Genomic DNA, 21,950 nt, shown 5'->3' on the forward strand with positions numbered 1-21,950 from the left:
TGCTGTTCCGTTATCCGTGCAGGTAGTGACGGGGACCGAGCCGTTCGTTTAGATTTCCTGCGCGTCTCGACAGGACATGAACCGACGGACGGAGCACCGGCATGCCAGCGCCACCCGAACCACCAGAGAACGAGCCGCCCGTCGTCACGCCGACGCGGGTCGTCATCGGGCTGTGCCTGCTCATACCGTTCGTCGCGATGCTGTGGGTCGGGTCCTACGCGCGGCTCGAACCCACCTTCATCGGGCTGCCCTTCTTCTACTGGTACCAGATGCTCTGGGTGCCGGTGTCCGCGGTGCTGACCATGATCGCGTACCGGCTCGTCAAGCGTGAGAACGCCAAGCGGCGCGCGGCACGAGGGGGTGACGCGTGATGGGCGGAGTGAACGTCACCGCGCTGGTGGTCTTCGTCTTCTTCTTCGTCCTCGTCACCGCCATGGGCTTTCTCGCTGCCCGCTGGCGCAAGGCGGAGAACAGCAACAGCCTCGACGAATGGGGCCTGGGCGGCCGGAGCTTCGGCACCTGGGTCACCTGGTTCCTGCTCGGCGGCGACCTCTACACGGCTTACACGTTCGTGGCGGTCCCGGCGGCCATCTACGCGGCGGGAGCGGCCGGCTTCTTCGCCGTCCCGTACACGATCCTCGTCTACCCCCTGATCTTCACGTTCCTGCCGCGGCTCTGGTCGGTCTCGCACCGCCACGGCTACGTGACGACCTCCGACTTCGTGCGCGGACGGTTCGGCTCCAAGGGGCTCTCGCTGGCCGTCGCGGTCACCGGCATCCTCGCCACGATGCCGTACATCGCGCTGCAACTGGTGGGCATCCAGGCCGTCCTGGACGTCATGGGCGTCGGCGGCAGCGAGTCGACGCACTGGTTCCTCAAGGACCTGCCGCTGCTGATCGCCTTCGGCGTGCTGGCGGCCTACACCTACTCCTCGGGACTGCGCGCTCCCGCGCTGATCGCGTTCGTCAAGGACACGCTCATCTACATCGTCATCGCGGTGGCGATCATCTACATCCCCATCAAGCTCGGGGGCTTCGACGACATCTTCGCCAAGGCCGGCGAGGCGTTCTCGCAGACCAACCCGGCGACGGGCAAGCCGAGGGGCGAACTGTTCAGCGGCCCCAACAACCAGTGGGCGTACGCCACCCTGGCGTTCGGGTCGGCGCTGGCGCTGTTCATGTATCCCCACTCGATCACGGCGACGCTCTCCAGCGGCAGCCGCAACGTGATCCGCAGGAACACCACGATCCTGCCGCTGTACTCGCTGATGCTCGGCCTGCTGGCGCTGCTCGGGTTCATGGCGATCGCCGCCGGGATCAAGCTCAAGAACGGGCAGCTCGCGATCCCGCAGCTCTTCGAGAACATGTTCCCGGACTGGTTCGCGGGCGTCGCTTTCGCGGCCATCGGCATCGGCGCGCTCGTACCGGCGGCGATCATGTCGATCGCGGCGGCGAACCTCTTCACGCGGAACATCTACAAGGACTTCATCCGGCCGGACGCGACACCCGCGCAGGAGACGTCGGTCTCTAAGGTCGTCTCGCTCCTGGTGAAGGTCGGTGCGCTGGTCTTCGTCCTGGGCATGGACAAGACGGTGGCGATCAACTTCCAGCTTCTCGGGGGCATCTGGATCCTCCAGACGTTCCCCGCGCTGGTGGGAGGCCTCTTCACCCGCTGGTTCCACCGCTGGGCGCTGCTCGGCGGCTGGGCCGTCGGCATGATCTACGGAACGGTGACGGCGTACAACGTCTCGTCCCCCGTCCAGAAGCACTTCGGCGGTTCCAACGAGATCATCCCGGGCATCGGGCAGATGGGCTACATCGGCCTGACCGCCTTCGTGCTGAACGCGGTGGTGACCATCGTCCTGACCCTCGTGCTGCGGGCCGCGAAGGCGCCCGACGGCGTCGACGAGACGCACCCCTCCGACTACACGGCGGACGCCGGAGACCCGGGCGTCAAGGAGGAGTTGCCCGCCCCGACGGCGGCGCCCTGAGCCTCCGGGCACCGCTGATCACACCGGGACCGCAGCCCGCCGGCAGCCACTGTCGGCGGGCTGCGGCATGCTCGTCATATGGACATCACGATCAGAGCCGTACTCAACCGCGAGGTGGAAGAGGTCGGTGAACTCACCGCGCAGGCGTACCTCCAGGACGACCTGCTCGATTCCGGCGAGTCGGACGCGTACCTGTCCGTCCTGCGCGACGCCCGGCACCGCGCCGCCCACGCCGAGGTACTGGTCGCCGCCGACTCCGGCTCCGGAGCGCTGCTGGGCACCGTGACCTACGCGGGCGACGGCGGCGAGTACGCGGAGATCGCGCGGCCGGGCGAGGGAGAGTTCCGGATGCTGGCCGTACGCGCCGAGGGCCGCAACCGCGGCATCGGCGAGGCCATGGTCCGGGCCTGCGCCGACAGGGCGCGCGCGAGCCGGCTGGAACGCCTGGTCCTCTCCAGCCACCCGGCGATGCACGCAGCGCACCGCCTCTACGGGCGGCTGGGGTTCGTCCGCACTTCCGGCAGGGACTGGGAACCGCATCCGGAGCTGTACCCCGGCCTGCGCCTGATCACGTTCGCCCTGGACCTGTGACGCGCGACCAGGCATCAGCCCAAGCCACCGCCGGGTACTAGATGTAGGGCCTGCTCGCGAAGCGCGCCACAACATGTATGCTCGTCCCCGCTGCCGCACAGGGGAATCCGGTGCAAGTCCGGAACTGTCCCGCAACGGTGTGCGATGTGCTGTCTCCTGCCTTCGGGCCGTCGGCAGCACATCGCGAGTCCGAATGCCTGTCCGGCTGCTTCGAAGACGTCCGGGTCCCGAGGGATGGGCCGGTGGACGCTGCGTGGCGTGCCCTGAGCTGACGGCGTGACGCCCGTACGCGCCTGCCGCGTACCTCCCTCGAGATCCTCGTCGTACCACCGAGCGAGGGAGAGCCCGTCCCGTGACCATCGCACCCGCCGGCCCGGATGCCCCAGCCGGCACCGCCGGTCCCGAACGTCCGCACACACCGGAAACCGCGCTGCTGCGCACCCTCACCGAACTCGCCGCGGATCTGCCCGGCACGGACCCGGAGCGGATCGCCGCCGCCGCGCTGCGGGGACGCCGGAAGGGCGGCAGCCAGGCCGAGTTGCGCGGACTGGCGATGGAGGAGGCCGCCGGCCTCATCGGCGAGGAACCCGCGTACTCGCGGCTCGCCTCCCGGCTGCTGACCCTGGCCGTGCGGGAGGAGGCCGCGGCGCAGGGCTGCGTGTCCTTCTCCGCGTCCGTCGCCACCGGCCACCGGGAGGGCCTGATCTCCGACCGCACGGCCGCGTTCGTGCGGGCCCACTCCGGCCGGCTGGACGCCCTGGCCGACCGGGCCTCGGCGGACGGCGCGGACGACCGGTTCGGCTACTTCGGCCTGCGGACGGTGTACTCGCGCTACCTGCTGCGTCACCCCGTGAACCGTCAAGTGATCGAGACGGCACAGCACTTCTTCCTGCGCGTGGCGTGCGGACTGGCCGCCGACGAGTCGGAGGAGGCCGTCGACGAGGTGGCGGAGCTGTACCGGCTGACCAGTTCGCTGGCCTACCTGCCCTCCTCCCCCACGCTCTTCAACTCGGGCACCAGGCACGCCCAGATGTCGTCCTGCTACCTGCTGGACTCGCCGCTGGACCAGCTCGACTCGATCTACCAGCGCTACCAGGAGGTGGCCCGCCTCTCGAAGCACGCCGGGGGCATCGGCCTCTCCTACTCCCGTATCCGCGCACGCGGTTCACTCATCCGGGGGACGAACGGGCACTCCGGCGGCATCGTCCCCTTCCTGCGGACCCTCGACGCCTCCGTCGCCGCCGTCAACCAGGGCGGCCGGCGCAAGGGCGCCGCCTGCGTCTACCTCGAGACCTGGCACGCCGACGTCGAGGAGTTCCTCGAACTGCGCGACAACACCGGCGAGGACGCCCGCCGCACCCACAACCTCAACCTCGCCCACTGGATCCCCGACGAGTTCATGCGGCGGGTCGAGGCGGACGGGCAGTGGTCGCTCTTCTCCCCCTCGGAGACGCCCGAACTCGTTGACCTGTGGGGCGAGGAGTTCGACGCCGCGTACCGGAAGGCCGAGGCGGAGGAGCGCTTCGAGCGGCAGGTGCCGGCCCGGCAGCTGTACGCGCGGATGATGCGCACACTCGCCCAGACCGGCAACGGCTGGATGACCTTCAAGGACACCGCCAACCGGACCGCGAACCAGACGGCCGAACCGGGCGGCATCGTCCACTCGTCGAACCTCTGCACCGAGATCCTGGAAGTCACCGAAGACTCCGAGACGGCCGTGTGCAACCTGGGCTCCGTCAACCTCGCCGCGCATCTCACCCCCGGGGGCGCGGACGGTGAGACCGCCTGGACCGTGGACTGGGAGCGCCTGGACGCCACTGTCCGTACGGCCGTGACCTTCCTCGACCGCGTCGTCGACATCAACTTCTATCCGACCGAGCAGGCCGGCCGCTCCAACTCCCGCTGGCGCCCCGTCGGTCTGGGCCTGATGGGGCTCCAGGACGTCTTCTTCCGCATGCGGCTGCCGTTCGACTCCGACGAGGCCCGCGAGCTCTCGGCACGCATCTCCGAGCGGATCATGCTCACGGCGTACGAGACCAGTGCGGAGCTCGCCGAACGCCACGGTCCGCACCCCGCCTGGGAACAGACGCGCACCGCTCGCGGCGTGCTGCACCCCGATCACTACCCGGAGGCGCAGAAGGGGTCCGCGTGGCCGGAGCGCTGGGCCGCGCTGCGCACCCGTATCGCGGGGACGGGGATGCGCAACTCCCTGCTGCTGGCCGTCGCCCCCACGGCCACCATCGCGGCGATCGCCGGCGTGTACGAGTGCATCGAGCCGCAGGTCTCCAACCTCTTCAAGCGGGAGACCCTCAGCGGCGAGTTCCTGCAGGTGAACGCGTATCTCGTGGAGGTGCTGAAGCGGCTCGGCCTGTGGGACGAGCGTGCCCGCGAGGCGCTGCGCGAGTCGAACGGCTCCGTGCAGGACATGCGGCAGCTGCCCGACGAGGTCCGTTCGCTGTACCGGACGGCGTGGGAGCTGCCCCAGCGCGCCCTCATCGACATGGCCGCCGCCCGCACCCCGTACATCGACCAGGGCCAGTCGCTGAACCTCTTCATGGCGGCGCCCACGATCAACAAGCTCAGCTCGATGTACGCCTACGCCTGGAAGCGCGGCATCAAGACCACGTACTACCTGCGGTCGCGTCCGGCGACGCGCATCGCCCGCGCCGCGGGCTCCGCGGCCGGCTCCCGGCTGCCCGTCCCGCGGACGGAACCGGCCGTGCCGGACACGGCGGAGACCGGCGCCGCCGGCCCCCGCACGGCGGCGGAGGAAGCCGCCGCCTGCTCCCTCGAGAACCCCGAGACCTGCGAGGCCTGCCAGTGACCACCGACAACGCGAACGCCTCCGCCCCCGGCGCCCGGCGCGCGAACCTTCTCGACCCCGGGTTCGAACTGACGCTGCGGCCCATGCGCTACCCGCTCTTCTACGACCGCTACCGCGACGCCATCAAGAACACCTGGACCGTGGAGGAGGTGGATCTCCACTCGGACGTCGCCGACCTCGCCAAGCTCTCCCCCGGCGAGCAGCACATGATCGGCCGGCTCGTCGCCTTCTTCGCGACGGGTGACTCGATCGTGGCCAACAACCTCGTGCTGTCCCTGTACAAGCACATCAACTCCCCCGAGGCGCGGCTGTACCTCTCGCGGCAGCTGTTCGAGGAGGCGGTGCACGTCCAGTTCTATCTGACGCTGCTGGACACGTACTTGCCCGACGTCGACGAGCGGGCGGAGGCCTTCGCGGCCGTCGAGAACATCCCGTCCATCAGGGAGAAGGCGCAGTTCTGCTTCCGCTGGATGGCCGCCCTGGAAGGCGGCGAGGGCGCGGAACGCATCGACGAGCTGCGGAGCAGGTCCGACCGCAGGAAGTTCCTGCTGAACCTGATCTGCTTCGCCGCCTGCATCGAGGGGCTGTTCTTCTACGGCGCGTTCACCTACGTCTACTGGTTCCGCTCGCGGGGACTGCTGCACGGCCTGGCCACGGGCACCAACTGGGTCTTCCGCGACGAGTCGATGCACATGTCCTTCGCCTTCGACGTCGTCGACACCGTTCGCGAGGAGGAGCCCGAACTCTTCGACGCGGAGCTGGAGAAGGAGGTCACGGCGATGCTGGACGAGGCCGTCGAGGCGGAGCTCCAGTTCGCCCGCGACCTGTGCGGCGACGGGCTGCCGGGCATGAACACCGCGTCCATGGAGGAGTATCTGCGGGCGGTCGCCGACCAGCGGCTGCTGCGGCTGGGCTTCCCGGCCCGCTACGGGGCGAGCAACCCCTTCTCGTTCATGGAGCTGCAGAACGTGCAGGAACTGACCAACTTCTTCGAGCGGCGCGCCTCGGCGTACCAGGTCGCCGTGGAGGGGTCGGTCTCCTTCGACGACGAGTTCTGAACCGTCCGCACGCGGAGGGGACTTCGTGCATGCGGAGGGGGCCGCGCTTCCCGCGCGGCCCCCTCTTCATGCTCCGGGTCGCCGGCTGTCCGGGGTCAGCCCTTGCCGCCCTTGAAGCAGCCACCGCAGTTGTGGAACGTCACGTCCCAGTGGTTGCTCTCGTCGAAGTAGATGTTCCCCGAGCCGGACTGCCACTTGTTTCCACCGATGGAGGTGAAGGTGTTCTTGATGTAGCTGGTCAGGCAGCTCGACATCGAGAAGTCCAGCTTGTAGCCGTTCCAGTGGCTGTACGTGCCGTCCGCGTGGCCCGTCTCGGTGCCGCCGGTGACGGTCAGCGCGCAGCCGCTGGCGCCCTTCAGCGTGATGGCGCCGTCGATCGTCGCCGAGTTGACCTGCTCCAGCGAGGTGCAGTTCGGCTTGTTGCGGTCCGAGCAGCCGCCGCTGGAGGTGACGGCGATGCCGGCGCCGTCCAGCTTGGCCTTGGCCGCGGAGTGGCTCATCTTCGCGAGGGCACCGGTGTCCTTGGGCTCCGCGGTCGTGGCCTCGGCGACGTACGCCGTGGAGAAGATGGCGAGCGCCATCGCCGAAGCGCCGACAGTCGCTCGCAGCGCGATCTTTCTGTTCATGGGGGGTTGGGTCCTTCCTGCAATGAAGAGGAGCGGATGGGGTTTCAGGAGACGCCGCAGTTCGGGGCGTTCCAGAACTTGTCGGACCGGTGCGCCACGTGGGTGTGGTCGTCGTGGTCGGGGAAGCCCGGGCCGAGGATCTCGAAGAAGCCGCGGTTGGTCGCTTCCTTGGCGAGGGTGCACAGCGAGTGGGGCGAGACACCGAGGTCGGCGGCGTCACCGAAGAGGTGACGGCTCGTGGCGGAGCCGCCGGCCTGGTCGTTGCACGCCTTGGAGCGGAAACCGCTGGTGACCCTGATCGGCTGGTCGCCCAGCGCGTGACGCAGGGCTTCGAGCTTCCACATGGTGCGCAGAGCGTTCGCCTTGGCCTCCGCCGCGCTGACGGCTCCGCCGCTCCAGTCGGAGTTGCAGTTGTTCAGCTCGGCGTAGTCGAAGTGCACCGGCGTGCAGTCGTCGTCCTGGAGGTCGACGATCTTCTGCAGCGTGGCCTCGTTGGCGACGCCGTCCGCCCCCAGCCCGTACGCCTGCTGGAAACGGGTCACGGCGGCCTTCGTCGCGGGTCCGAACTGCCCGTCGACGTCGAGTACCGCACCGCTCTCGGCGTATCCGGAGATCCTGACCTGCAGCTGGGTCACGTCGTCGCCGGAAGCGCCTTCGGAGAGGGCGCGGTCCCAGGTGAAACACCCGTCGGCTGCCTTGATCTGCGGGCCGGTGCTCGCGCTGGCAACGGAACCCACGAGGACGGCTGCCGCGACCATGACAAGTGCCAGCACGGTCCTGACCGTACTTCTGGGCATACGTATGCCTCCATTAGTGAGGGGAGCAACACCAGAGCCTGTCGTGACATGGAGAGTGCGTCAACAAGTGACAGGAAATGCCAATGGACGAGGCCACTGAATCCGGTGCTCCACAGCAGAAAACCGCCGCCCGACGCGGATGCGAAGGGCGGCGGCCGACTGCCGTGCGGTGAGAGGCGGGAGCCGCGGCGGCGGCCCGAACCCCCGCTCGCCGCCTACTTGTTCGGCACCGTCTCGTACCTGGGGGTTCCCTCTGCCATCTGACGCAGGGCGTCCTTGCGCTCCCGCTTCGACAGCCGGTCGATGTAGAGGTAGCCGTAGAGGTGGTCCGTCTCGTGCTGGAGGCAGCGGGCGAAGTAGCCGGTGCCTTCGACGGCGATCGGCTTGCCCTGGGCGTCCTGCCCGCGCACGACCGCGTAGTCCGGGCGCGCGAGCGACTCGTACGCGCCGGGAACGGAAAGGCATCCCTCGTTCGAGTCGTCCAGGCTGCGGCGCTCCGCCGGGAGTTCGTCGAGAACCGGGTTGCACACCGCTCCGACGTGCCGCACGCCGTCGTCGTCCATGCAGTCGTAGACGAAGACCTTCAGGTCGACGCCGATCTGGTTCGCGGCGAGACCGACGCCCTCCGCGGCCCGCTGGCTCGCGAACATGTCGTCGATGAGTGAGGCCAGCTCGTCGTCGAAGGACGTGACGTCCTTGCACTCCTTGTGCAGCACCGGATTGCCGACGACGGTGATCGGACGGGCGGTGCCGCGCTCGCGGTGAGCGTTCTCACGCGCCTCGCAGTCCCTGGTGTCGTCCACGAACTCCACAGGGGTGCGCTCCTCGCTGATCTCCTGCTGCTGTTGCGCCATTCCGCCGATTGCCTTCCTTGCCACCTGCTCGCCACACGGTCGTCGCCCTACAGCCTAGCCGGGCCTCCCGGGGTGCCTCCCGCGTCACCGAGCCTCGCGGGACGGGGCGGAGCCGCGCGGCGCCACGCGACGGCCGGAAGCAGGAGGCCGGACCGCTGCCGCGGCGCCGTCCAGCCCTCCGGACCGCGTCAGCAGACCTCTTCCAGATCGCGCCATTCACGGCTGTCGGGACTGTCCGCGACCCAACTGTCCAGCAGACCGCGTACCAGCCCGCTTGGTGCCGCGAGGCCGCACTCCCGCTCCGGCACCCACACGTCGCCCGGACCGCCCGGCGTCATGTGCCCCAACGGGCCCGGATGGCCGGGGGAACTGTGATCATGCGGGTCCATGTGCGCCGGCCCGTCGCCGTCGTCGACAGGCATGCGGCTCTCCGAGCAGGTACGGCACAGCAGCCGCACCGAACTCGACCAGTCCTCCGCCGCGAAACCGGCGTCCGCGGCCAGCCGCTCCAGCGCGTCCCGGTCGGCCTCCGTGGCCGCCTGGAGCAGCACGACCCACGTCGGAACCGGAGAGGGCGCCCACAGTTCGATCTCGTCGAAGACGGGGAACGTCGGGCCGCTGCTCGTGGCGCGTTCGCCGTGGGGCACGCCGTCGTGGAGCACCACCTCGCCCCATCGCCGCCCCGACGACGGGAGGGGGATGCTCTGGATCTCCATGCGCGCCGGATCGATACGCCTGCCCCACACGACTTCGGCCTCGCCCTCGGGCGAGAGCCGCACCGCAGCGCTGCCCAGCTGCATACCGGAGGGTTCCGCGGCCGCCGCGCTCTGCGGGCTCCCGGGGACTCGGAGGCCGTACGCCTCCCACGCGCGCCTCGCGAGGGGCCAGTCCTGGAGCGCCGTGGCGGCGATGCCCACGTTCCACCAGTCGGGGGCTCCGGCCTGCCGCTCCAGCAGTGCGACCGCGCGGAGCCCGGCAGTGCGCGCCTGCTCCCAGTCGTGCCGGAACTTGTGCAGCAACGCGAGGTTGAACCAGGACTCCGACAGCCACGGCTCCAGATCGGCGGCCTGCGTGAGCAAGGCGCCGGCATCCTCGTAACGCCCGTCGCCGATGAGCGCGAAGGCACGGTCCGTCGCCTGCCGCCACGAGGCGGAGGGCCGGTGCCGAACCTTGCCGAAGATCCTCACGATGTTCCCGCCTGATTCCCGCCTGTTGACCGGCTGCCGCCTGCTCTCGTCCCTGCTGCCGACGCGCCGCCCGTCCGACGTACACGCACTGTGTGCACTGGCTGTGCGCCCTTTTCGCAGTTCCCCTCTCGCATCCAACCATGCCCGTGCGGGGGGCTGCTCACTACCCGGGAGTCACGCCTCGGGGCCCCGCGCCACGACGCGTGACAGCGCCTCCACGACGCGTGATTCGTAGTCATGGGCACCCCCCAGCCTGAGCCGCTCCAGCGCGCGCAACGAACTCTCCATGTCAGCCTTCCCGGCCACCATGTCCTCGTACGCGTTCACTGTGCGGACGATACGAGCGGTGAGCGGTTGGTCACGGAAGGGATCGGCCTGCCGTTCCACCACCACGGCGACTTCGGAGGCCACTCCGGTCTGCCGTACGACCGCACCTCCCAGCAGTGCGATCCGACGCTGGAGATCCGGGTCGAGGTGCGCTGTCGCTCCGTCCTCGACGGGGTCGACAAGCGAGAGCTGGCCGATGTCGTGCATCAGCGCGGCGTACTCCAGGACAGTGAGATCCGGCTCGATCAGGCCCAGCTCACGCCCCACCGCGCAACTGAGCGCCGCGACCCTGCGGGCGTGCCCGTGCGGTGTGTAGCCGGCCACCTCCGTGGCACGTGCGAGCGAGGCGATGGTCTGCCGGTAGGTCTCCCGTACAGAGGCATAGCGGCGGAAGGAGAACTGCGTGAGCAGCAGCGGCACGCAGAAGACCGGCAGCGCCCACAAGCCCCCGACGGACACCGCCAGCGCGATCACGGCCCCTGTGGCGGCGATCGCGGGGCCGATGCCCACGCGCGCACGCAACTGCCCGCGCAGCAGCGCCCCCAGGGGCCATCCTGTGCGCTCCGCGGCGAACATCGCCGCGAGCACCGCGTCGCACAGTCCCGTGAGGAGCGTGACCGCGAGCAGCCAGAGGGCGTAGAGCGGGCCCTCACCGACCCACTCCCCCAACGCGCCGGTGCTGTACAGCGGTTGGAAGCAGGTCGCGGCGAAACCCACGGAGAGTACGCCGCGCGCCGCGTGGTCGGGCGTGATGGTGGCGCCCCTCGCCGCACGTGGCACCAGTCCCGCCAGGGCGGCGACGATCATCACGGCCACGCACTGCAGCACGCCGGACCCGGCCGGCCTTCCGCCCACGTCGCCCAGCAGGGCGTAACCCAGCGCTCCGGCGGCGCCCAACGGAGCGCTGGAACGCACGACTCCGTCATGGACACTGTCCGGCAGTCTCACGCGCAGTACCTCGCCGACGGCGATGACCGAGCCGAATACGAGTGCCACGTAGGGCTCTTGGAGGCCCCGCCACAGTGTGACGCCGAGCGCTGCGAGGACCAGCGCCACCGCCGCGGCCCTGCACAGGACGGCCGCGTACCTCATGAGTGCGGCCGGGTGGACCGGGTGGGCACGGCGCCGGGACCCGGGCCCCAGGCCTCCGGACCACCGGAGTCCGGATCCACGGAATCCGCACCGCCTGACACGGGGCCGCCGGCCTCCGGAGCACCTGGAGCCTCTGGCACCGGAGCACCGGGCGCCTCGTCAGTCGTACCTCCGACAGTACGCACGGCGTTCGTACCGCTGCCCGTGGCCGTCTCCGCGCTGCCCTCGTCCACTTCCGAGCCGCTCCCCGCCCGTCCGCGCGGCAACCTCACGCGGGCGCTGCCCGCCCCCACCGGCACTTGCTCACGGGCTGCCGGCACGTTTCCGCCCGGAACGTCCGCGGTGACAGCCGGCGACCATCCCTGCCTGTCCAGCGCACCCGCGAGCGCCCCCACCATGCGCGGATCGAACTGCGTGCCCGCACACCGCCGCAGTTCCTCGACTGCCGCCTGCACCGGGCGCGCACGGCGGTAGCTCCGTGTAGACGTCATCGCGTCGAAGGCGTCGGCCACCGCGACGATCCGGGCGAACTCCGGAATCTCCACGCCGGAGAGCCCGTACGGGTACCCGCTGCCGTCCAGCCGCTCATGGTGGTGCAGGATCGCCGACCGCGCCTCACCCAGGAAGCCGATGCCGCGGACCATCTCGTGCCCGTACTCCGGGTGCAGCTCGATGACGCGGCGCTCCTCGTCGGTGAGGGGCCCGTCCTTGCGCAACAGCCTTGTGGGGACGCCGAGTTTGCCGATGTCGTGCAGGATGCCCGCGAAGCGCAGGGCCTCGGTGCGCTCCTCGTCCATCCCCAGCTCCCGTGCGATGAGCACCGACGCCCGGCCGACGCGCTCGCTGTGCCCCCGCGTGTAGCGGTCCTTGATGTCGACTGCCTGCACCAGCGCACGGATAGTCGACTGGTGCGCGCCCCGCTCCCGGTGGTACTGCGCGAAGACCCAGCAGCAGATGTACATGGGGAGCAATACGAAGAACGCCGCAACAGGGCCGTACGAGCTGCGCCAGAGCACCGCCATCATCAGACCGACCAGGCCGTGCACGAGGTGAGGCGGAGCAGCCCGCGCGAACTGGCCGCGCCACGCCGCCCGCAGCGCGCAGCGTTCGGCGGCGACGAGCACGGCACCATCGAGGACCGTGACGACGAGGCAGTACGTGAGCGCTGCGGCGGCCGCGGACGTCAGCAGTGCCGGAAAGCCCGGCGCCCCCGGCACGAACGTGCCGCCCTCCCGGAACGTCGAAGGGCCGGACAGGATGCCGTGGACGTGCGCCGCCGACCAGGCGGCGAGCGCCAGTTGAGCAGCGTGCCAGCACCTCCGCGCAGTTGCGTGACGGGGTTCGACGCGCCCGGCGAGCGCCCCCGGCAGCGCCACGAGCGCGGCTGCGGCGGGCGGAAGCAGAAACGCTCCTGTCAGCAGGACGGGAAAGAACGCCCCCATGTTGCCCGGCACTTGGCGCCCCGTGAGCTTCATCAGAGGGCAGCGCGGGGCGTATTCACAGGCCGCGTACAGCGCCGCGAGCGGCAGCAGGACGCTCAGCTCCACGCCCGGGAAGCCACGCAGGGCGGGAAAAGCGCACCACGCGGCGGCACCCACCGCGCACGCGATGAGCAAGCGCGCTGCACCCGGCAGCGCCACTCCCCGTGCACGCATCGTGCGACTCCTCCCCGTACCACGCCGGAAGGGGAGAATAGGTCGAGCGGAGAGGGAGCGTGGGCGCCATTCCCGTATTGGTTCGCAGGGAAGCGGCGCGGCTCACACGTTCGAGTGAGTGCCGCGCGAAATCGTGGCGCCGATGACCCAACTCCCTTATTGGGGCTGCGAGTTGAACCCGACGCGGATGCACGGCGCAGCAGCGGCGACCGCACGCGCCCATGGGCGGAACAAGCAAGGGGCTGAATCGTGCGGGGGAACGAAGGCCTCCAGCACGGGGGCGGAGACGTCGAGCACGTACGGGCATCAGAGCAGCCGAGCGGCCACCCAGTTGGACTGCGTAGCCCGCTGCCCGGTCAGGCGAACTTCTTCCGGCCGCGAGCGGAGGAGTCGGCCGACGACGTCTCCGTCGCGCGCAGGGCGTCCTGATCGTCCTTCTCAGCGGCACGGCGCTCCGAAGCCTCGGCCTCCCCGGCCGCCGCCGCACCGTCGGAACCCGCGGCTTCGGCGGCGCGGATCAGCTCGATCCGCCCCATCACCTTCGAACGCAGGTCGGACGGGACGTCGTCGTGGCCGCAGCAGCGCTTGACGAGCTTCTTCACCTCCTGCTCCAAGCCGTACTTCTCCAGGCACGGCGAGCATTCGTCGAAGTGCTCCTTGAACTTCTCGCAGTCGCTGTCCGGCATCTCCCGGTCCAGGTACTCGTACAGGTGGTCCAGTACCTCAGAGCAGTCCGTCTCGTGCGGCTCTCCGCAACTCATGAGCCTGAGCCTTTCCCGTCGTGCGACCGCGCCGCGCCTGCCGGAGTCAGGCCCCGGTCACGCGCGTAGTCCTCCAACATGTCGCGCAACTGCCGCCGCCCGCGGTGCAGCCGGGACATGACAGTGCCGATGGGCGTCCCCATGATGTCGGCGATCTCCTTGTACGCAAACCCCTCCACGTCCGCCAGGTAGACCGCGATGCGGAACTCCTCCGGAATGGCTTGAAGTGCTTCCTTCACATCGGAGTCCGGGAGGTGGTCGAGGGCCTGGGCCTCGGCCGAACGCAGCCCCGTCGACATATGCGACTCCGCTCGCGCCAGCTGCCAGTCCTCGATGTCCTCGGCGGCGCTGCGCTGGGGCTCGCGCTGCTTCTTCCGGTACGAGTTGATGAAGGTGTTCGTCAGGATCCGGTACAGCCAGGCCTTGAGGTTCGTGCCCTCACGGAACTGGTGGAAGGAGGCGTACGCCTTCGCGTACATCTCCTGGACGAGGTCCTCGGCGTCCGCCGGGTTGCGCGTCATGCGCAGCGCCGCCGAGTACATCTGGTCGAGGTAGTCCAGGGCGTCCCGTTCGAAGCGCGCGCTGCGCTCCGCCTCGGTCTCCTGCCTGGCGCTCCCGCCGTCTTCGGTCCCGGTGACCGGACCCACCTCCTCCGGTGCTTCGGCGAGTCCCGTCGCGGACCCGCCCGAACCGGAGAATAGACGACGTTCCGCACCTCGCGCCGCCGGAGTCGTCGTACCGCCAGCGAGCGCGACCGTGGCCCAGTCCAGGTCAACGGCCTGCGGACGCTGCGGGCATGCGACAGATCCCATGACTGGCGGCTCCCTTTCTCGGTGGCAAGTCCAACGTCCTCACAACACGGCGTGCCCCGTCGGCATTCCCGGCACGGGTCCCCGGTCCCGGGCGGGACACGAACCGGAACGCGCGGCCGCGCTCAGCCCCGGACGGCCGCGCGCCGCCCTGGGGCATCCGCCCGGCCGCTCACCCGCGGGCGGACGCGAGCCCGAGCCCCGCCAACCAGTCACCGATCGCCTCCGTGAGCAGGCCCAGCGCCTCCTCCTGGCCGACGGCCGCCCGCTTCGGAACCCGGAAGGAGTGGTCGGCCTCGGGCACCTCGGCGATTCGCGTCCCCCCGGGGAACTCGTCCGGGTGCCCGAAGGGGTCGCGGCCGCCCTGCACCACGAGCGTCGGGACCCCCGCCGCCGTCAGCTCCTCGGCACGGGACTTCTCCGGCTTCCCCGGCGGGTGCAGCGGAAAGGACAGCGCGAGAACCGCCTGAGCCCCCAGTTCGCTCGCTGTCCGGCACACGACCCGCGCCCCCGCGCTGCGTCCGCCGGCGACGACGGGCAGACCGGGCGCGCACAGGGCGGGCCAGAGCGCTTGCCAGGCCGTGTCAAGCGTCTTGGGGGCCGGTGCGACTTTCTTCCCGGCCACGCGCCACGGCTGCTCGACCAGCGCGACGCCGACTCCGGACGACGGGAGTGCCTGTGCCAGCGCCTGCAGGTCCTGTGCCTCGATCCCGCCGCCGGCCCCGTGCCCCAGGGCGAGCACTGCACGCGCGTTCTCCGCCGTGTGCCACGTGATGCGGGCGTCTCCTGCGGGGGTCTCCACGATCTCGCTCATGGGAGCATCCTGCCGCGAACGGCCGGAGCGGCGTGTGCGACTGTGCGCGCCACCGCCCGGCGGTGTGCCAGACGGACTGACGGCCCTCAGAAGAGGGTGCCGACCTCCGGCCCCGTCAGTTCGTGCAGGAGCTCGGGCCCGTTGTTCCGCACGTTGCTGACCTCCGTGGAGACGGGGTAAGCGCGCATCGTCCCCGGAGGCGGCGGTTCGAGGAGCGCGCGCAGCTCCTCCTGCGAACGGCGTGCCGGGTCCAGCCACGCGTCCCAGACCTCGGGCAGCAGCATCAGCGGCATGCGGGGGTGGATCTCGGCCAGGGATTTCGGGCCGTCCTCCCCGCTGTCGCCCGCCAGCGGCGCGGTCTCCGCGTCCGTCGTGACCACCGTGCAGGTCGTCCACCAGGCGTGCGGGTGGCCGTCGGGCAGCGTGCTGTCCCGCCAGAACTCGTACAGCCCGGCCATGGCCATCACGGAGCCGTCTGCCGGCGTGACGAAGTACGGCTGCTTCCGGGGGCGCTTCCGCTTCCCCTCCTGCTCCAGCATCAGCTCGTTCCGCGCCGTGCACCATTCGTAGTAGCCGTCGGCAGGCAGCAGACAGCGCCGGGAGGTGAACGGCCGACGGAAAGCGGGCTTCTCGTGCACCGTCTCGGCACGTGCGTTGATCATCTTCGCGCCGAGGTCCGGGGACTGGGCCCAGGACGGCACGAGCCCCCACTTCAGCTTCCGCATCTGCCGCACGGGACGGGGGTCGCCCGTGCCCTTCAGCGGACGGTCGATGACTGCGTGGACCTCTTTGGTCGGTGCCACGTTCCAGTCGGGTGCCAGCGCTTCCTGAGGCTCCCACTTCTCCACACCGAAAAGTGAGACAAGGTCCTCCGGTTTCCTGCTGGCTGCATACCGTCCGCACATAAGTGCCACACTGCCACGGCACTGACGGGCAGCGCTGCGCGTTCACGGAGAAGCACACGCCGCCGCGGGGGCGTTGTGAGACGACGCACAGCAGGTTCGGGGAGGACTGGGAAATACATGGACACCACGAGCATCGCCGGGCTCTGGGACCGGGTCTTCGGTACGCAGCCCGACCCCAGTCAGTGGCTCGTCCTGATCACCGCGGCGATAGCCCTGGGCGCCGTACTGCCGCACGGCGTATGGCGCCTCTCGCGCAACGCGGTGACCATCGCCCACGAAGGAGGCCACGGTCTCGTCGCGGTGCTCTCCGGCCGGCGGCTCGACGGCATCCGCCTGCACTCCGACACGTCCGGCCTGACGCTCTCCCGCGGCAAGCCGACAGGCATCGGCATGGTGCTCACCGCCGCCGCCGGCTACACAGCCCCCTCACTGCTGGGGCTGGGCGGCGCCTGGCTGCTGGCCGCGAACCACATCACGCTGCTGCTGTGGAGTGCGACTGCCCTGCTGCTGCTCATGCTCGTGATGATCCGCAACGCCTACGGGGTCCTGACCGTCTTCCTGACGGGCGGCCTCTTCCTCCTCGTCAGCTGGCTCACGGAGCCCGAGGTTCAGGCGGCGTTCGCCTACGGCGCCGTGTGGTTCCTGCTGCTGGGAGGTGTACGCCCCGTCTTCGAACTGCAGGGGAAACGCCGCCGCGGAGGAGCAGCGGACTCGGACGCGGACCAGCTCTCCAGGCTCACGCACGTCCCCGCAGTGGTCTGGCTCCTCTTCTTCCACATCGTGACGCTCTGCTGCCTGACCGGCGGCGGACGCTGGCTGCTGGGCCTGTGACGCCCTCCGGCGTCTGCCCGGGCGGAGGGCACCGGCCCGTGCCGCGCCGCCGCGTCCTGCCCTGGTGATGCGCGCTTTCCACCCGAAAGGGCGGACGAACCGAGCGACTAAAGTGAATTCCATGAGCGCGCACTCCTCCTCCGCCGACTTCTGGCCTGCACCGTCCGCGTCCGCCCCCGTCGACGCGGCCGTCGCCGTTCCGGGATCCAAGTCGGTCACCAACCGCGCTCTCGTGCTGGCGGCTCTCGCCGGCGGGCCGGGCCGCCTGCGCCGTCCCCTCCGCTCGCGGGACACCCTTCTGATGGCGGACGCGGTGCGCGCTCTGGGCGCCTCCGTGGAGGAGGGCACCGACTCCGGCGGCGCGGGCGAGTTCTGGGACGTCGCCCCTGCCGGGCTGCGCGGACCGGCGACTGTCGACGTCGGCAACGCCGGCACGGTGATGCGCTTCCTGCCGCCGCTCGCCGCACTCGCCGACGGCCCCGTCCGCTTCGACGGGGATCCGCGGTCCTACGAACGCCCGCTCCACGGCGTGATCGACGCCCTCCGCGCTCTGGGAGCCCGCATCGAGGACGACGGCCGCGGCCGTCTGCCGATGACCGTGCACGGCAGGGGCTCGCTGCCGGGCGGCAGCGTCGAGATCGACGCGTCGTCCTCCAGCCAGTTCGTCAGCGCGCTGCTGCTGTCCGCCCCCCGGTTCGACCAGGGCGTCGAGGTACGCCACACCGGCGGAACGCTTCCCTCCGTCCCGCACATCCGCATGACGGTCGACATGCTCCGAGCTGCGGGAGTGCGGGTCGAGGCCCCCGAGGACGGCGGCGAGGCGGACGTCTGGCGCATCGCTCCCGGTCCGCTGCGCGGGCGCGACCTGGTCGTCGAGCCGGACCTGTCCAACGCGCAGCCCTTCCTCGCGGCGGCCCTGGTCACCGGCGGCCGGGTCACCGTCCGCGACTGGCCGGAGCGGACGACGCAGCCCGGCGACGCCCTGCGGCGCATCTTCACCGAGATGGGCGGCTCGTGCGAACTGGGCGAGCAGGGGCTCACGTTCACGGGCGGCGGGCGTATCCGCGGCCTGGACGCCGACCTCGGCGACGTCGGCGAACTGACCCCCGGCATCGCCGCCGTGGCGGCTCTGGCCGATTCCGAGTCGGTCCTGCGCGGCGTGGGCCACCTCCGCCTCCACGAGACCGACCGGCTGGCCGCGCTCACCAAGGAGATCAACGGCCTCGGCGGAGACGTCACGGAGACCGAGGACGGCCTGCGCATCCGCCCCCGCCCGCTGCACGGCGGCGTCTTCCACACCTACGACGACCACCGCCTCGCCACCGCCGGCGCGGTGCTCGGCCTCGCGGTCGAGGGCGTGGAGGTGGAGAACATCGCCACGACCGGCAAGACCATGCCGGACTTCCCCCGCCTGTGGGCGGACATGCTCGGCGGACGGACGGCCGCACACGGCGCCGGGCCCGGTGGCGAGCGCGTTGAAGAGAGAGCCTGAGGCTTCCGCGATGCGCCGCTACGGCAAGCACACCGACGAGGACGACATCCGCGTACGCCCCAACCGCAAGGGCACCCGCCCGCGTACGCACAACCGCCCGAAGCACGAGGACGCGGCGGCGGGCATGGTGCTCACGGTCGACAGGGGCCGCCTGACATGCCTCGTCGAGGACCGCACAGTCACCGCGATGAAGGCGCGCGAACTGGGCCGCAAAGGCGTGGTGGTCGGCGATCGTGTCGCACTCGTCGGAGACCTCACGGGCGCCAAGGACACACTCGCGCGCATCGTGCGCGTGGAGAAGCGCACTTCGGTGCTGCGCCGTACGGCGGACGACAACGACCCGTTCGAACGCGTGGTCGTCGCCAACGCCGACCAGCTCGCCATCGTCACCGCCCTCGCCGATCCCGAGCCGCGCCCGCGCCTGATCGACCGCTGCCTGGTCGCCGCGTACGACTCGGGCCTGGAACCGCTGCTCGTACTGACCAAGTCCGACCTGTCGCCCGCCGATCCGCTGCTGGAGAAGTACACGCCGCTCGGACTGCGCCACGTCGTCACCAGCCGCGCGGAGCTGGAGCAGGGCGAAGCGGCCGAGCGCGTACGGCAGTTGCTGTACGGGCGGACGACCGTCTTCGTCGGGCACAGCGGCGTGGGCAAGACGACTCTGGTGAACGCCCTGGTGCCGGAGGACCGCAGGCGCACCACGGGCCACGTCAACGCGGTCACGGGACGCGGCCGGCACACCACTACGTCAGCTCTCGCCCTCCCGCTGGCCGAGGAAGGAAGCTGGGTGATCGACACTCCGGGCGTCCGCTCGTTCGGACTGCACCACGTCGACCCTTCCCGCGTCATCGGCGCGTTCCCCGACCTCGAACCCGGCACCGCCGACTGTCCGCGGGCCTGCAGCCACGACGAACCGGACTGCGCCCTGGACCAGTGGGTGGCCGACGGCCATGCCGATCCGCAACGCCTCTACTCGCTGCGCCGGCTGCTGGAGACGCGCGAACAGAGCGAAGGCGACTGACCGACGCACTGCCCGGCCGCCCACGCGCACAGAGGCTCAACCCGACCGAAAAGCTCGCGTACAGCGCCACGGACGCCGCGCGGAGAGTGCGTTCAAGCCCGCGCGAACAGTGCAAGCCAGCCCGCATCGTCAGTGCGAGTCCGCCAGCAGCGCCCGTACGACGTCCCGCACCAGACGGAGCGCCTCCTCGTCCCCCCGCCCCGCGTAGGGCGCCACGACGAACGACAGCGCTGTCCGCAGCCCCGCCTCGCAGGCCCGGTTCAGCGTCGCCGCGTGGCCGTTGGGCGAGAGCGAGGACACCATGCGTTCGCACAGGGCGGCCGCGAGCTGTCCCGGCTCCGCGCCGGCCGCCGCGGACCCGTCTCCGCCGGACCCTGGAGGGGGCATGCGCCCGCCCCAGCACCCTGTGAGAGCGGAACGGACGACGGGCTCGTCGCGGGCGGCACGCAGCATCCACGACGCCGCCCCCGCACACGACGCGGCGGGGTCCTCCCCCCGGCCGGCTTCGGCGGCCGCCCGCGCGGCACCGTCGAGGAAACCTTCGACGAGCCGGTCCACCAGGGCCGCACCGAGGCCCTCCTTGGTGCCGAACTCGTTGTACAGCGTCTGCCGGGACACACCTGCGGCGGCGGCGACGTCCACCATCCGCACGCCCGGCCACGGCTGCGTTCCGACAGCCGCGTGTGCGGCCTCAAGGAGAGTCTCGCGTGCAGTAGGCATCATTGCCTCCGTGCCCGGCGGCTGGGGTGCCGGACAGAATTGACGGGCCGACAGGCCCTGTCAAGACAGCGCGCACACCCCGTTCGGCCCGAATGGCCCGCAGTCACTTGGCTGCGCCCGGGCATTGCCCTGTGGCTGGCCATCAGCGGGGTCGATACTGTTCACACATGCCGGACTACCACGATGATCTGCGTCTCGCCCATGTACTGGCCGACGCTGCCGACGCCGCGACGATGGAGCGGTTCAAGGCTCTGGATCTGAAGATCGAGACAAAGCCGGATTTGACGCCGGTGAGCGAGGCCGACAAGGCGGCGGAGGAACTCATCCGTACGTCCCTCAAGCGCACCCGCCCGCGCGACGCGGTGCTGGGAGAGGAGTTCGGCACCGAAGGCCACGGTTCCCGCCGGTGGATCATCGACCCGATCGACGGCACCAAGAACTACGTGAGAGGTGTGCCCGTGTGGGCCACTCTCATCGCCCTCACCGAGCTGGGCGAGCAGGGCGACCAGCCCGTCGTGGGGCTCGTCTCCGCGCCGGCCCTGAACCGGCGCTGGTGGGCGGCGAAGGGCGGCGGGGCGTACACGGGGCGCAGCCTGTCGCAGGCCACCAGGCTCCGGGTCTCCCAGGTGGAGGCCGTACGGGACGCCTCGTTCGCCTACTCCTCGCTGCACGGCTGGGAGGAGCGCGGCATGCTGCCCGGCTTCCTCGAACTGAGCCGCAACTGCTGGCGGACGCGCGGATACGGCGACTTCTGGCCTTACATGATGGTCGCCGAGGGGTCGGTGGACGCCTGCGCGGAGCCCGAGCTGTCCCTGTGGGACATGGCCGCGAACGCGATCATCGTGCAGGAGGCGGGCGGCACGTTCACGGGGCTCGACGGCCAGAGGGGCCCGCACAGCGGGAACGCGGTCGCCTCGAACGGGCTGCTCCACGAAGAGGTTCTCGGCTATCTGACGGCCTGAGCCAGCGGCCGGACGGGATCGCGCAGGTGGCGGCAGTGCCCGCCGCCTGCCTTCCCGCTCACCCCCGGCCGCGGCACGCACGCACTCTTGTTGTGCCTCCGGGGTCATGTGAACATGAGGGTACGTAAGCTTGTGCCCTTGTGAATTGCTTCTCGAAAGGGAGGCGGTTCCGCCAGGAGGTGGCCCACGAACATGCCCACCCTCGTCCGCGAAGCCATGAGCAGCCTTGTCCTCACCATCGGCCCCGCCCACACCCTGCGCCAGGCCGCCGCACTGATGTCCGCGCGGCGGGTCGGTGCCGCGGTGGTCTTCGACCCCGACACCAGCGGCGTCGGGATTCTCACCGAGCGCGACGTCCTCAACTCCCTCGGCGCCGGCCAGGACCCCGACCGCGAGTCGGCCCAGGAGCACACCACCACCGAGGTCGTCTTCGCGACGCCCGAGTGGACACTCGAACAAGCCGCCGCGGCGATGACCCACGGCGGCTTCCGCCACCTCATCGTGCTGGAAGGACAGGAGCCGGTCGGCGTCGTCTCGGTACGCGACATCGTGCGCTGCTGGACGTCCGCGAGAACCGAAGAGGTGCCCTCCACCCTCGCGGTGTGACGGCACCTCGGACCGGCACCGCACCCGG

The 21,950-nt window shown here is 70.5% G+C and carries 21 protein-coding genes and 1 riboswitch; of the genes, 10 read left to right on the forward strand and 11 right to left on the reverse strand.

Features of this window, described 5'->3' with window-relative positions:
* The first annotated feature begins 101 nt into the window (after positions 1–101).
* The 5 genes from IEY56_RS13860 to IEY56_RS13880 all read left to right on the forward strand — a co-directional run bounded on the left by IEY56_RS13860 (position 102) and on the right by IEY56_RS13880 (position 6,463).
* A complete protein-coding gene (locus tag IEY56_RS13860; RefSeq protein WP_189037467.1) occupies positions 102–371 on the forward strand; it encodes a DUF3311 domain-containing protein in 270 nt (89 codons plus the stop codon).
* Positions 368–1,990 (forward strand): monocarboxylate uptake permease MctP, encoded by a 1,623-nt coding sequence (mctP, locus tag IEY56_RS13865; RefSeq protein ID WP_189037468.1) that lies wholly within the window; start codon positions 368–370, stop codon positions 1,988–1,990. Before IEY56_RS13860 ends, mctP begins: the two co-directional genes overlap by 4 nt.
* Before the next feature lie 78 nt (positions 1,991–2,068).
* Positions 2,069–2,581: a GNAT family N-acetyltransferase gene (locus IEY56_RS13870; protein ID WP_189037469.1), complete on the forward strand. Its 513-nt coding sequence runs from the start codon at positions 2,069–2,071 to the stop codon at positions 2,579–2,581.
* A 101-nt stretch (positions 2,582–2,682) separates the two neighbouring features.
* Positions 2,683–2,779: riboswitch (cobalamin riboswitch) on the forward strand.
* A gap of 154 nt (positions 2,780–2,933) precedes the next feature.
* Positions 2,934–5,405: a ribonucleoside-diphosphate reductase subunit alpha gene (locus tag IEY56_RS13875; RefSeq protein ID WP_189037470.1), complete on the forward strand. Its 2,472-nt coding sequence runs from the start codon at positions 2,934–2,936 to the stop codon at positions 5,403–5,405.
* Positions 5,402–6,463 (forward strand): ribonucleotide-diphosphate reductase subunit beta, encoded by a 1,062-nt coding sequence (locus IEY56_RS13880; RefSeq protein ID WP_373292081.1) that lies wholly within the window; start codon positions 5,402–5,404, stop codon positions 6,461–6,463. Before IEY56_RS13875 ends, IEY56_RS13880 begins: the two co-directional genes overlap by 4 nt.
* A 95-nt stretch (positions 6,464–6,558) precedes the next feature.
* On the opposite strand, the gene IEY56_RS13885 is transcribed toward IEY56_RS13880, so the two are convergent.
* The 10 genes from IEY56_RS13885 to IEY56_RS13930 all read right to left on the reverse strand — a co-directional run bounded on the left by IEY56_RS13885 (position 6,559) and on the right by IEY56_RS13930 (position 16,290).
* A complete protein-coding gene (locus IEY56_RS13885; RefSeq protein WP_189037471.1) occupies positions 6,559–7,089 on the reverse strand; it encodes a hypothetical protein in 531 nt (176 codons plus the stop codon).
* Positions 7,090–7,133: 44 nt separating this feature from the next.
* The gene (locus IEY56_RS13890; RefSeq protein ID WP_189037472.1) at positions 7,134–7,886 is read right to left on the reverse strand and encodes a D-Ala-D-Ala carboxypeptidase family metallohydrolase; all 753 of its coding nucleotides are present in this window, start codon (positions 7,884–7,886) and stop codon (positions 7,134–7,136) included.
* 215 nt (positions 7,887–8,101) lie between these two features.
* Complete coding sequence (def, locus tag IEY56_RS13895) at positions 8,102–8,740, reverse strand: peptide deformylase (RefSeq protein WP_189037473.1); 639 nt, start codon at positions 8,738–8,740, stop codon at positions 8,102–8,104.
* Positions 8,741–8,928: 188 nt separating this feature from the next.
* Positions 8,929–9,927 carry a tetratricopeptide repeat protein gene (locus tag IEY56_RS13900; RefSeq protein WP_189037474.1) on the reverse strand — a complete coding sequence of 333 codons (999 nt, stop codon included), beginning with the start codon at positions 9,925–9,927 and terminating at the stop codon, positions 8,929–8,931.
* A 174-nt stretch (positions 9,928–10,101) separates the two neighbouring features.
* Positions 10,102–11,346, reverse strand: a complete 1,245-nt coding sequence (locus IEY56_RS13905) for an HD-GYP domain-containing protein (RefSeq protein WP_189037475.1) — start codon at positions 11,344–11,346, stop codon at positions 10,102–10,104.
* Entirely contained in the window at positions 11,343–13,001 is a 1,659-nt protein-coding gene (locus IEY56_RS13910; protein ID WP_189037476.1) for an HD-GYP domain-containing protein, read from the reverse strand. Before IEY56_RS13910 ends, IEY56_RS13905 begins: the two co-directional genes overlap by 4 nt.
* 356 nt (positions 13,002–13,357) lie before the next feature.
* Positions 13,358–13,762 carry a mycothiol system anti-sigma-R factor gene (gene rsrA / locus IEY56_RS28445; RefSeq protein ID WP_229711871.1) on the reverse strand — a complete coding sequence of 135 codons (405 nt, stop codon included), beginning with the start codon at positions 13,760–13,762 and terminating at the stop codon, positions 13,358–13,360.
* Entirely contained in the window at positions 13,759–14,409 is a 651-nt protein-coding gene (locus tag IEY56_RS13920; RefSeq protein WP_045862733.1) for a sigma-70 family RNA polymerase sigma factor, read from the reverse strand. The genes rsrA and IEY56_RS13920 overlap by 4 nt, the downstream gene beginning before the upstream one ends.
* Before the next feature lie 334 nt (positions 14,410–14,743).
* Positions 14,744–15,385 (reverse strand): alpha/beta hydrolase family protein, encoded by a 642-nt coding sequence (locus tag IEY56_RS13925; RefSeq protein ID WP_189037477.1) that lies wholly within the window; start codon positions 15,383–15,385, stop codon positions 14,744–14,746.
* 86 nt (positions 15,386–15,471) lie between these two features.
* Entirely contained in the window at positions 15,472–16,290 is an 819-nt protein-coding gene (locus tag IEY56_RS13930; protein WP_189037478.1) for an SOS response-associated peptidase, read from the reverse strand.
* A gap of 117 nt (positions 16,291–16,407) precedes the next feature.
* Here IEY56_RS13930 and IEY56_RS13935 point away from each other — a divergent pair, with 117 nt between their 5' ends.
* The 3 genes from IEY56_RS13935 (at position 16,408) to rsgA (ending at position 19,634) form a co-directional block, all read left to right on the forward strand.
* Positions 16,408–17,121: a M50 family metallopeptidase gene (locus IEY56_RS13935; RefSeq protein ID WP_189037479.1), complete on the forward strand. Its 714-nt coding sequence runs from the start codon at positions 16,408–16,410 to the stop codon at positions 17,119–17,121.
* Between the two features lie 121 nt (positions 17,122–17,242).
* Positions 17,243–18,613 (forward strand): 3-phosphoshikimate 1-carboxyvinyltransferase, encoded by a 1,371-nt coding sequence (gene aroA / locus IEY56_RS13940; protein ID WP_189037480.1) that lies wholly within the window; start codon positions 17,243–17,245, stop codon positions 18,611–18,613.
* A 10-nt stretch (positions 18,614–18,623) separates the two neighbouring features.
* Complete coding sequence (gene rsgA / locus IEY56_RS13945; RefSeq protein ID WP_189037481.1) at positions 18,624–19,634, forward strand: ribosome small subunit-dependent GTPase A; 1,011 nt, start codon at positions 18,624–18,626, stop codon at positions 19,632–19,634.
* A gap of 129 nt (positions 19,635–19,763) precedes the next feature.
* Here rsgA and IEY56_RS13950 read toward each other — a convergent pair whose 3' ends face one another.
* Positions 19,764–20,354, reverse strand: coding sequence for a TetR/AcrR family transcriptional regulator (locus IEY56_RS13950; RefSeq protein WP_189037482.1), 591 nt, complete (start codon positions 20,352–20,354; stop codon positions 19,764–19,766).
* A gap of 167 nt (positions 20,355–20,521) precedes the next feature.
* Here IEY56_RS13950 and hisN point away from each other — a divergent pair, with 167 nt between their 5' ends.
* The gene (hisN, locus tag IEY56_RS13955) at positions 20,522–21,316 is read left to right on the forward strand and encodes a histidinol-phosphatase (protein ID WP_189037483.1); all 795 of its coding nucleotides are present in this window, start codon (positions 20,522–20,524) and stop codon (positions 21,314–21,316) included.
* 192 nt (positions 21,317–21,508) lie between these two features.
* Positions 21,509–21,922 (forward strand): CBS domain-containing protein, encoded by a 414-nt coding sequence (locus tag IEY56_RS13960; protein WP_189037484.1) that lies wholly within the window; start codon positions 21,509–21,511, stop codon positions 21,920–21,922.
* The last annotated feature ends 28 nt before the right edge of the window (positions 21,923–21,950 follow it).

It is taken from the genome of Streptomyces daqingensis, assembly GCF_014645895.1.
Taxonomy (GTDB): domain Bacteria; phylum Actinomycetota; class Actinomycetes; order Streptomycetales; family Streptomycetaceae; genus Streptomyces; species Streptomyces daqingensis.

Coding starts and splice junctions, on each gene's coding strand:
- IEY56_RS13935 (WP_189037479.1), top strand. CDS start 16,408: ATGGACACCACGAGCATCGCCGGGCTCTGGGACCGGGTCTTCGGTACG.
- IEY56_RS13910 (WP_189037476.1), bottom strand. CDS start 13,001: ATGCGTGCACGGGGAGTGGCGCTGCCGGGTGCAGCGCGCTTGCTCATC.
- IEY56_RS13860 (WP_189037467.1), top strand. CDS start 102: ATGCCAGCGCCACCCGAACCACCAGAGAACGAGCCGCCCGTCGTCACG.
- IEY56_RS13905 (WP_189037475.1), bottom strand. CDS start 11,346: ATGAGGTACGCGGCCGTCCTGTGCAGGGCCGCGGCGGTGGCGCTGGTC.
- rsgA (WP_189037481.1), top strand. CDS start 18,624: ATGCGCCGCTACGGCAAGCACACCGACGAGGACGACATCCGCGTACGC.
- IEY56_RS13885 (WP_189037471.1), bottom strand. CDS start 7,089: ATGAACAGAAAGATCGCGCTGCGAGCGACTGTCGGCGCTTCGGCGATG.
- IEY56_RS13960 (WP_189037484.1), top strand. CDS start 21,509: ATGCCCACCCTCGTCCGCGAAGCCATGAGCAGCCTTGTCCTCACCATC.
- IEY56_RS13890 (WP_189037472.1), bottom strand. CDS start 7,886: ATGCCCAGAAGTACGGTCAGGACCGTGCTGGCACTTGTCATGGTCGCG.
- aroA (WP_189037480.1), top strand. CDS start 17,243: ATGAGCGCGCACTCCTCCTCCGCCGACTTCTGGCCTGCACCGTCCGCG.
- def (WP_189037473.1), bottom strand. CDS start 8,740: ATGGCGCAACAGCAGCAGGAGATCAGCGAGGAGCGCACCCCTGTGGAG.
- IEY56_RS13925 (WP_189037477.1), bottom strand. CDS start 15,385: ATGAGCGAGATCGTGGAGACCCCCGCAGGAGACGCCCGCATCACGTGG.
- IEY56_RS13870 (WP_189037469.1), top strand. CDS start 2,069: ATGGACATCACGATCAGAGCCGTACTCAACCGCGAGGTGGAAGAGGTC.
- rsrA (WP_229711871.1), bottom strand. CDS start 13,762: ATGAGTTGCGGAGAGCCGCACGAGACGGACTGCTCTGAGGTACTGGAC.
- IEY56_RS13930 (WP_189037478.1), bottom strand. CDS start 16,290: ATGTGCGGACGGTATGCAGCCAGCAGGAAACCGGAGGACCTTGTCTCA.
- IEY56_RS13950 (WP_189037482.1), bottom strand. CDS start 20,354: ATGCCTACTGCACGCGAGACTCTCCTTGAGGCCGCACACGCGGCTGTC.
- hisN (WP_189037483.1), top strand. CDS start 20,522: ATGCCGGACTACCACGATGATCTGCGTCTCGCCCATGTACTGGCCGAC.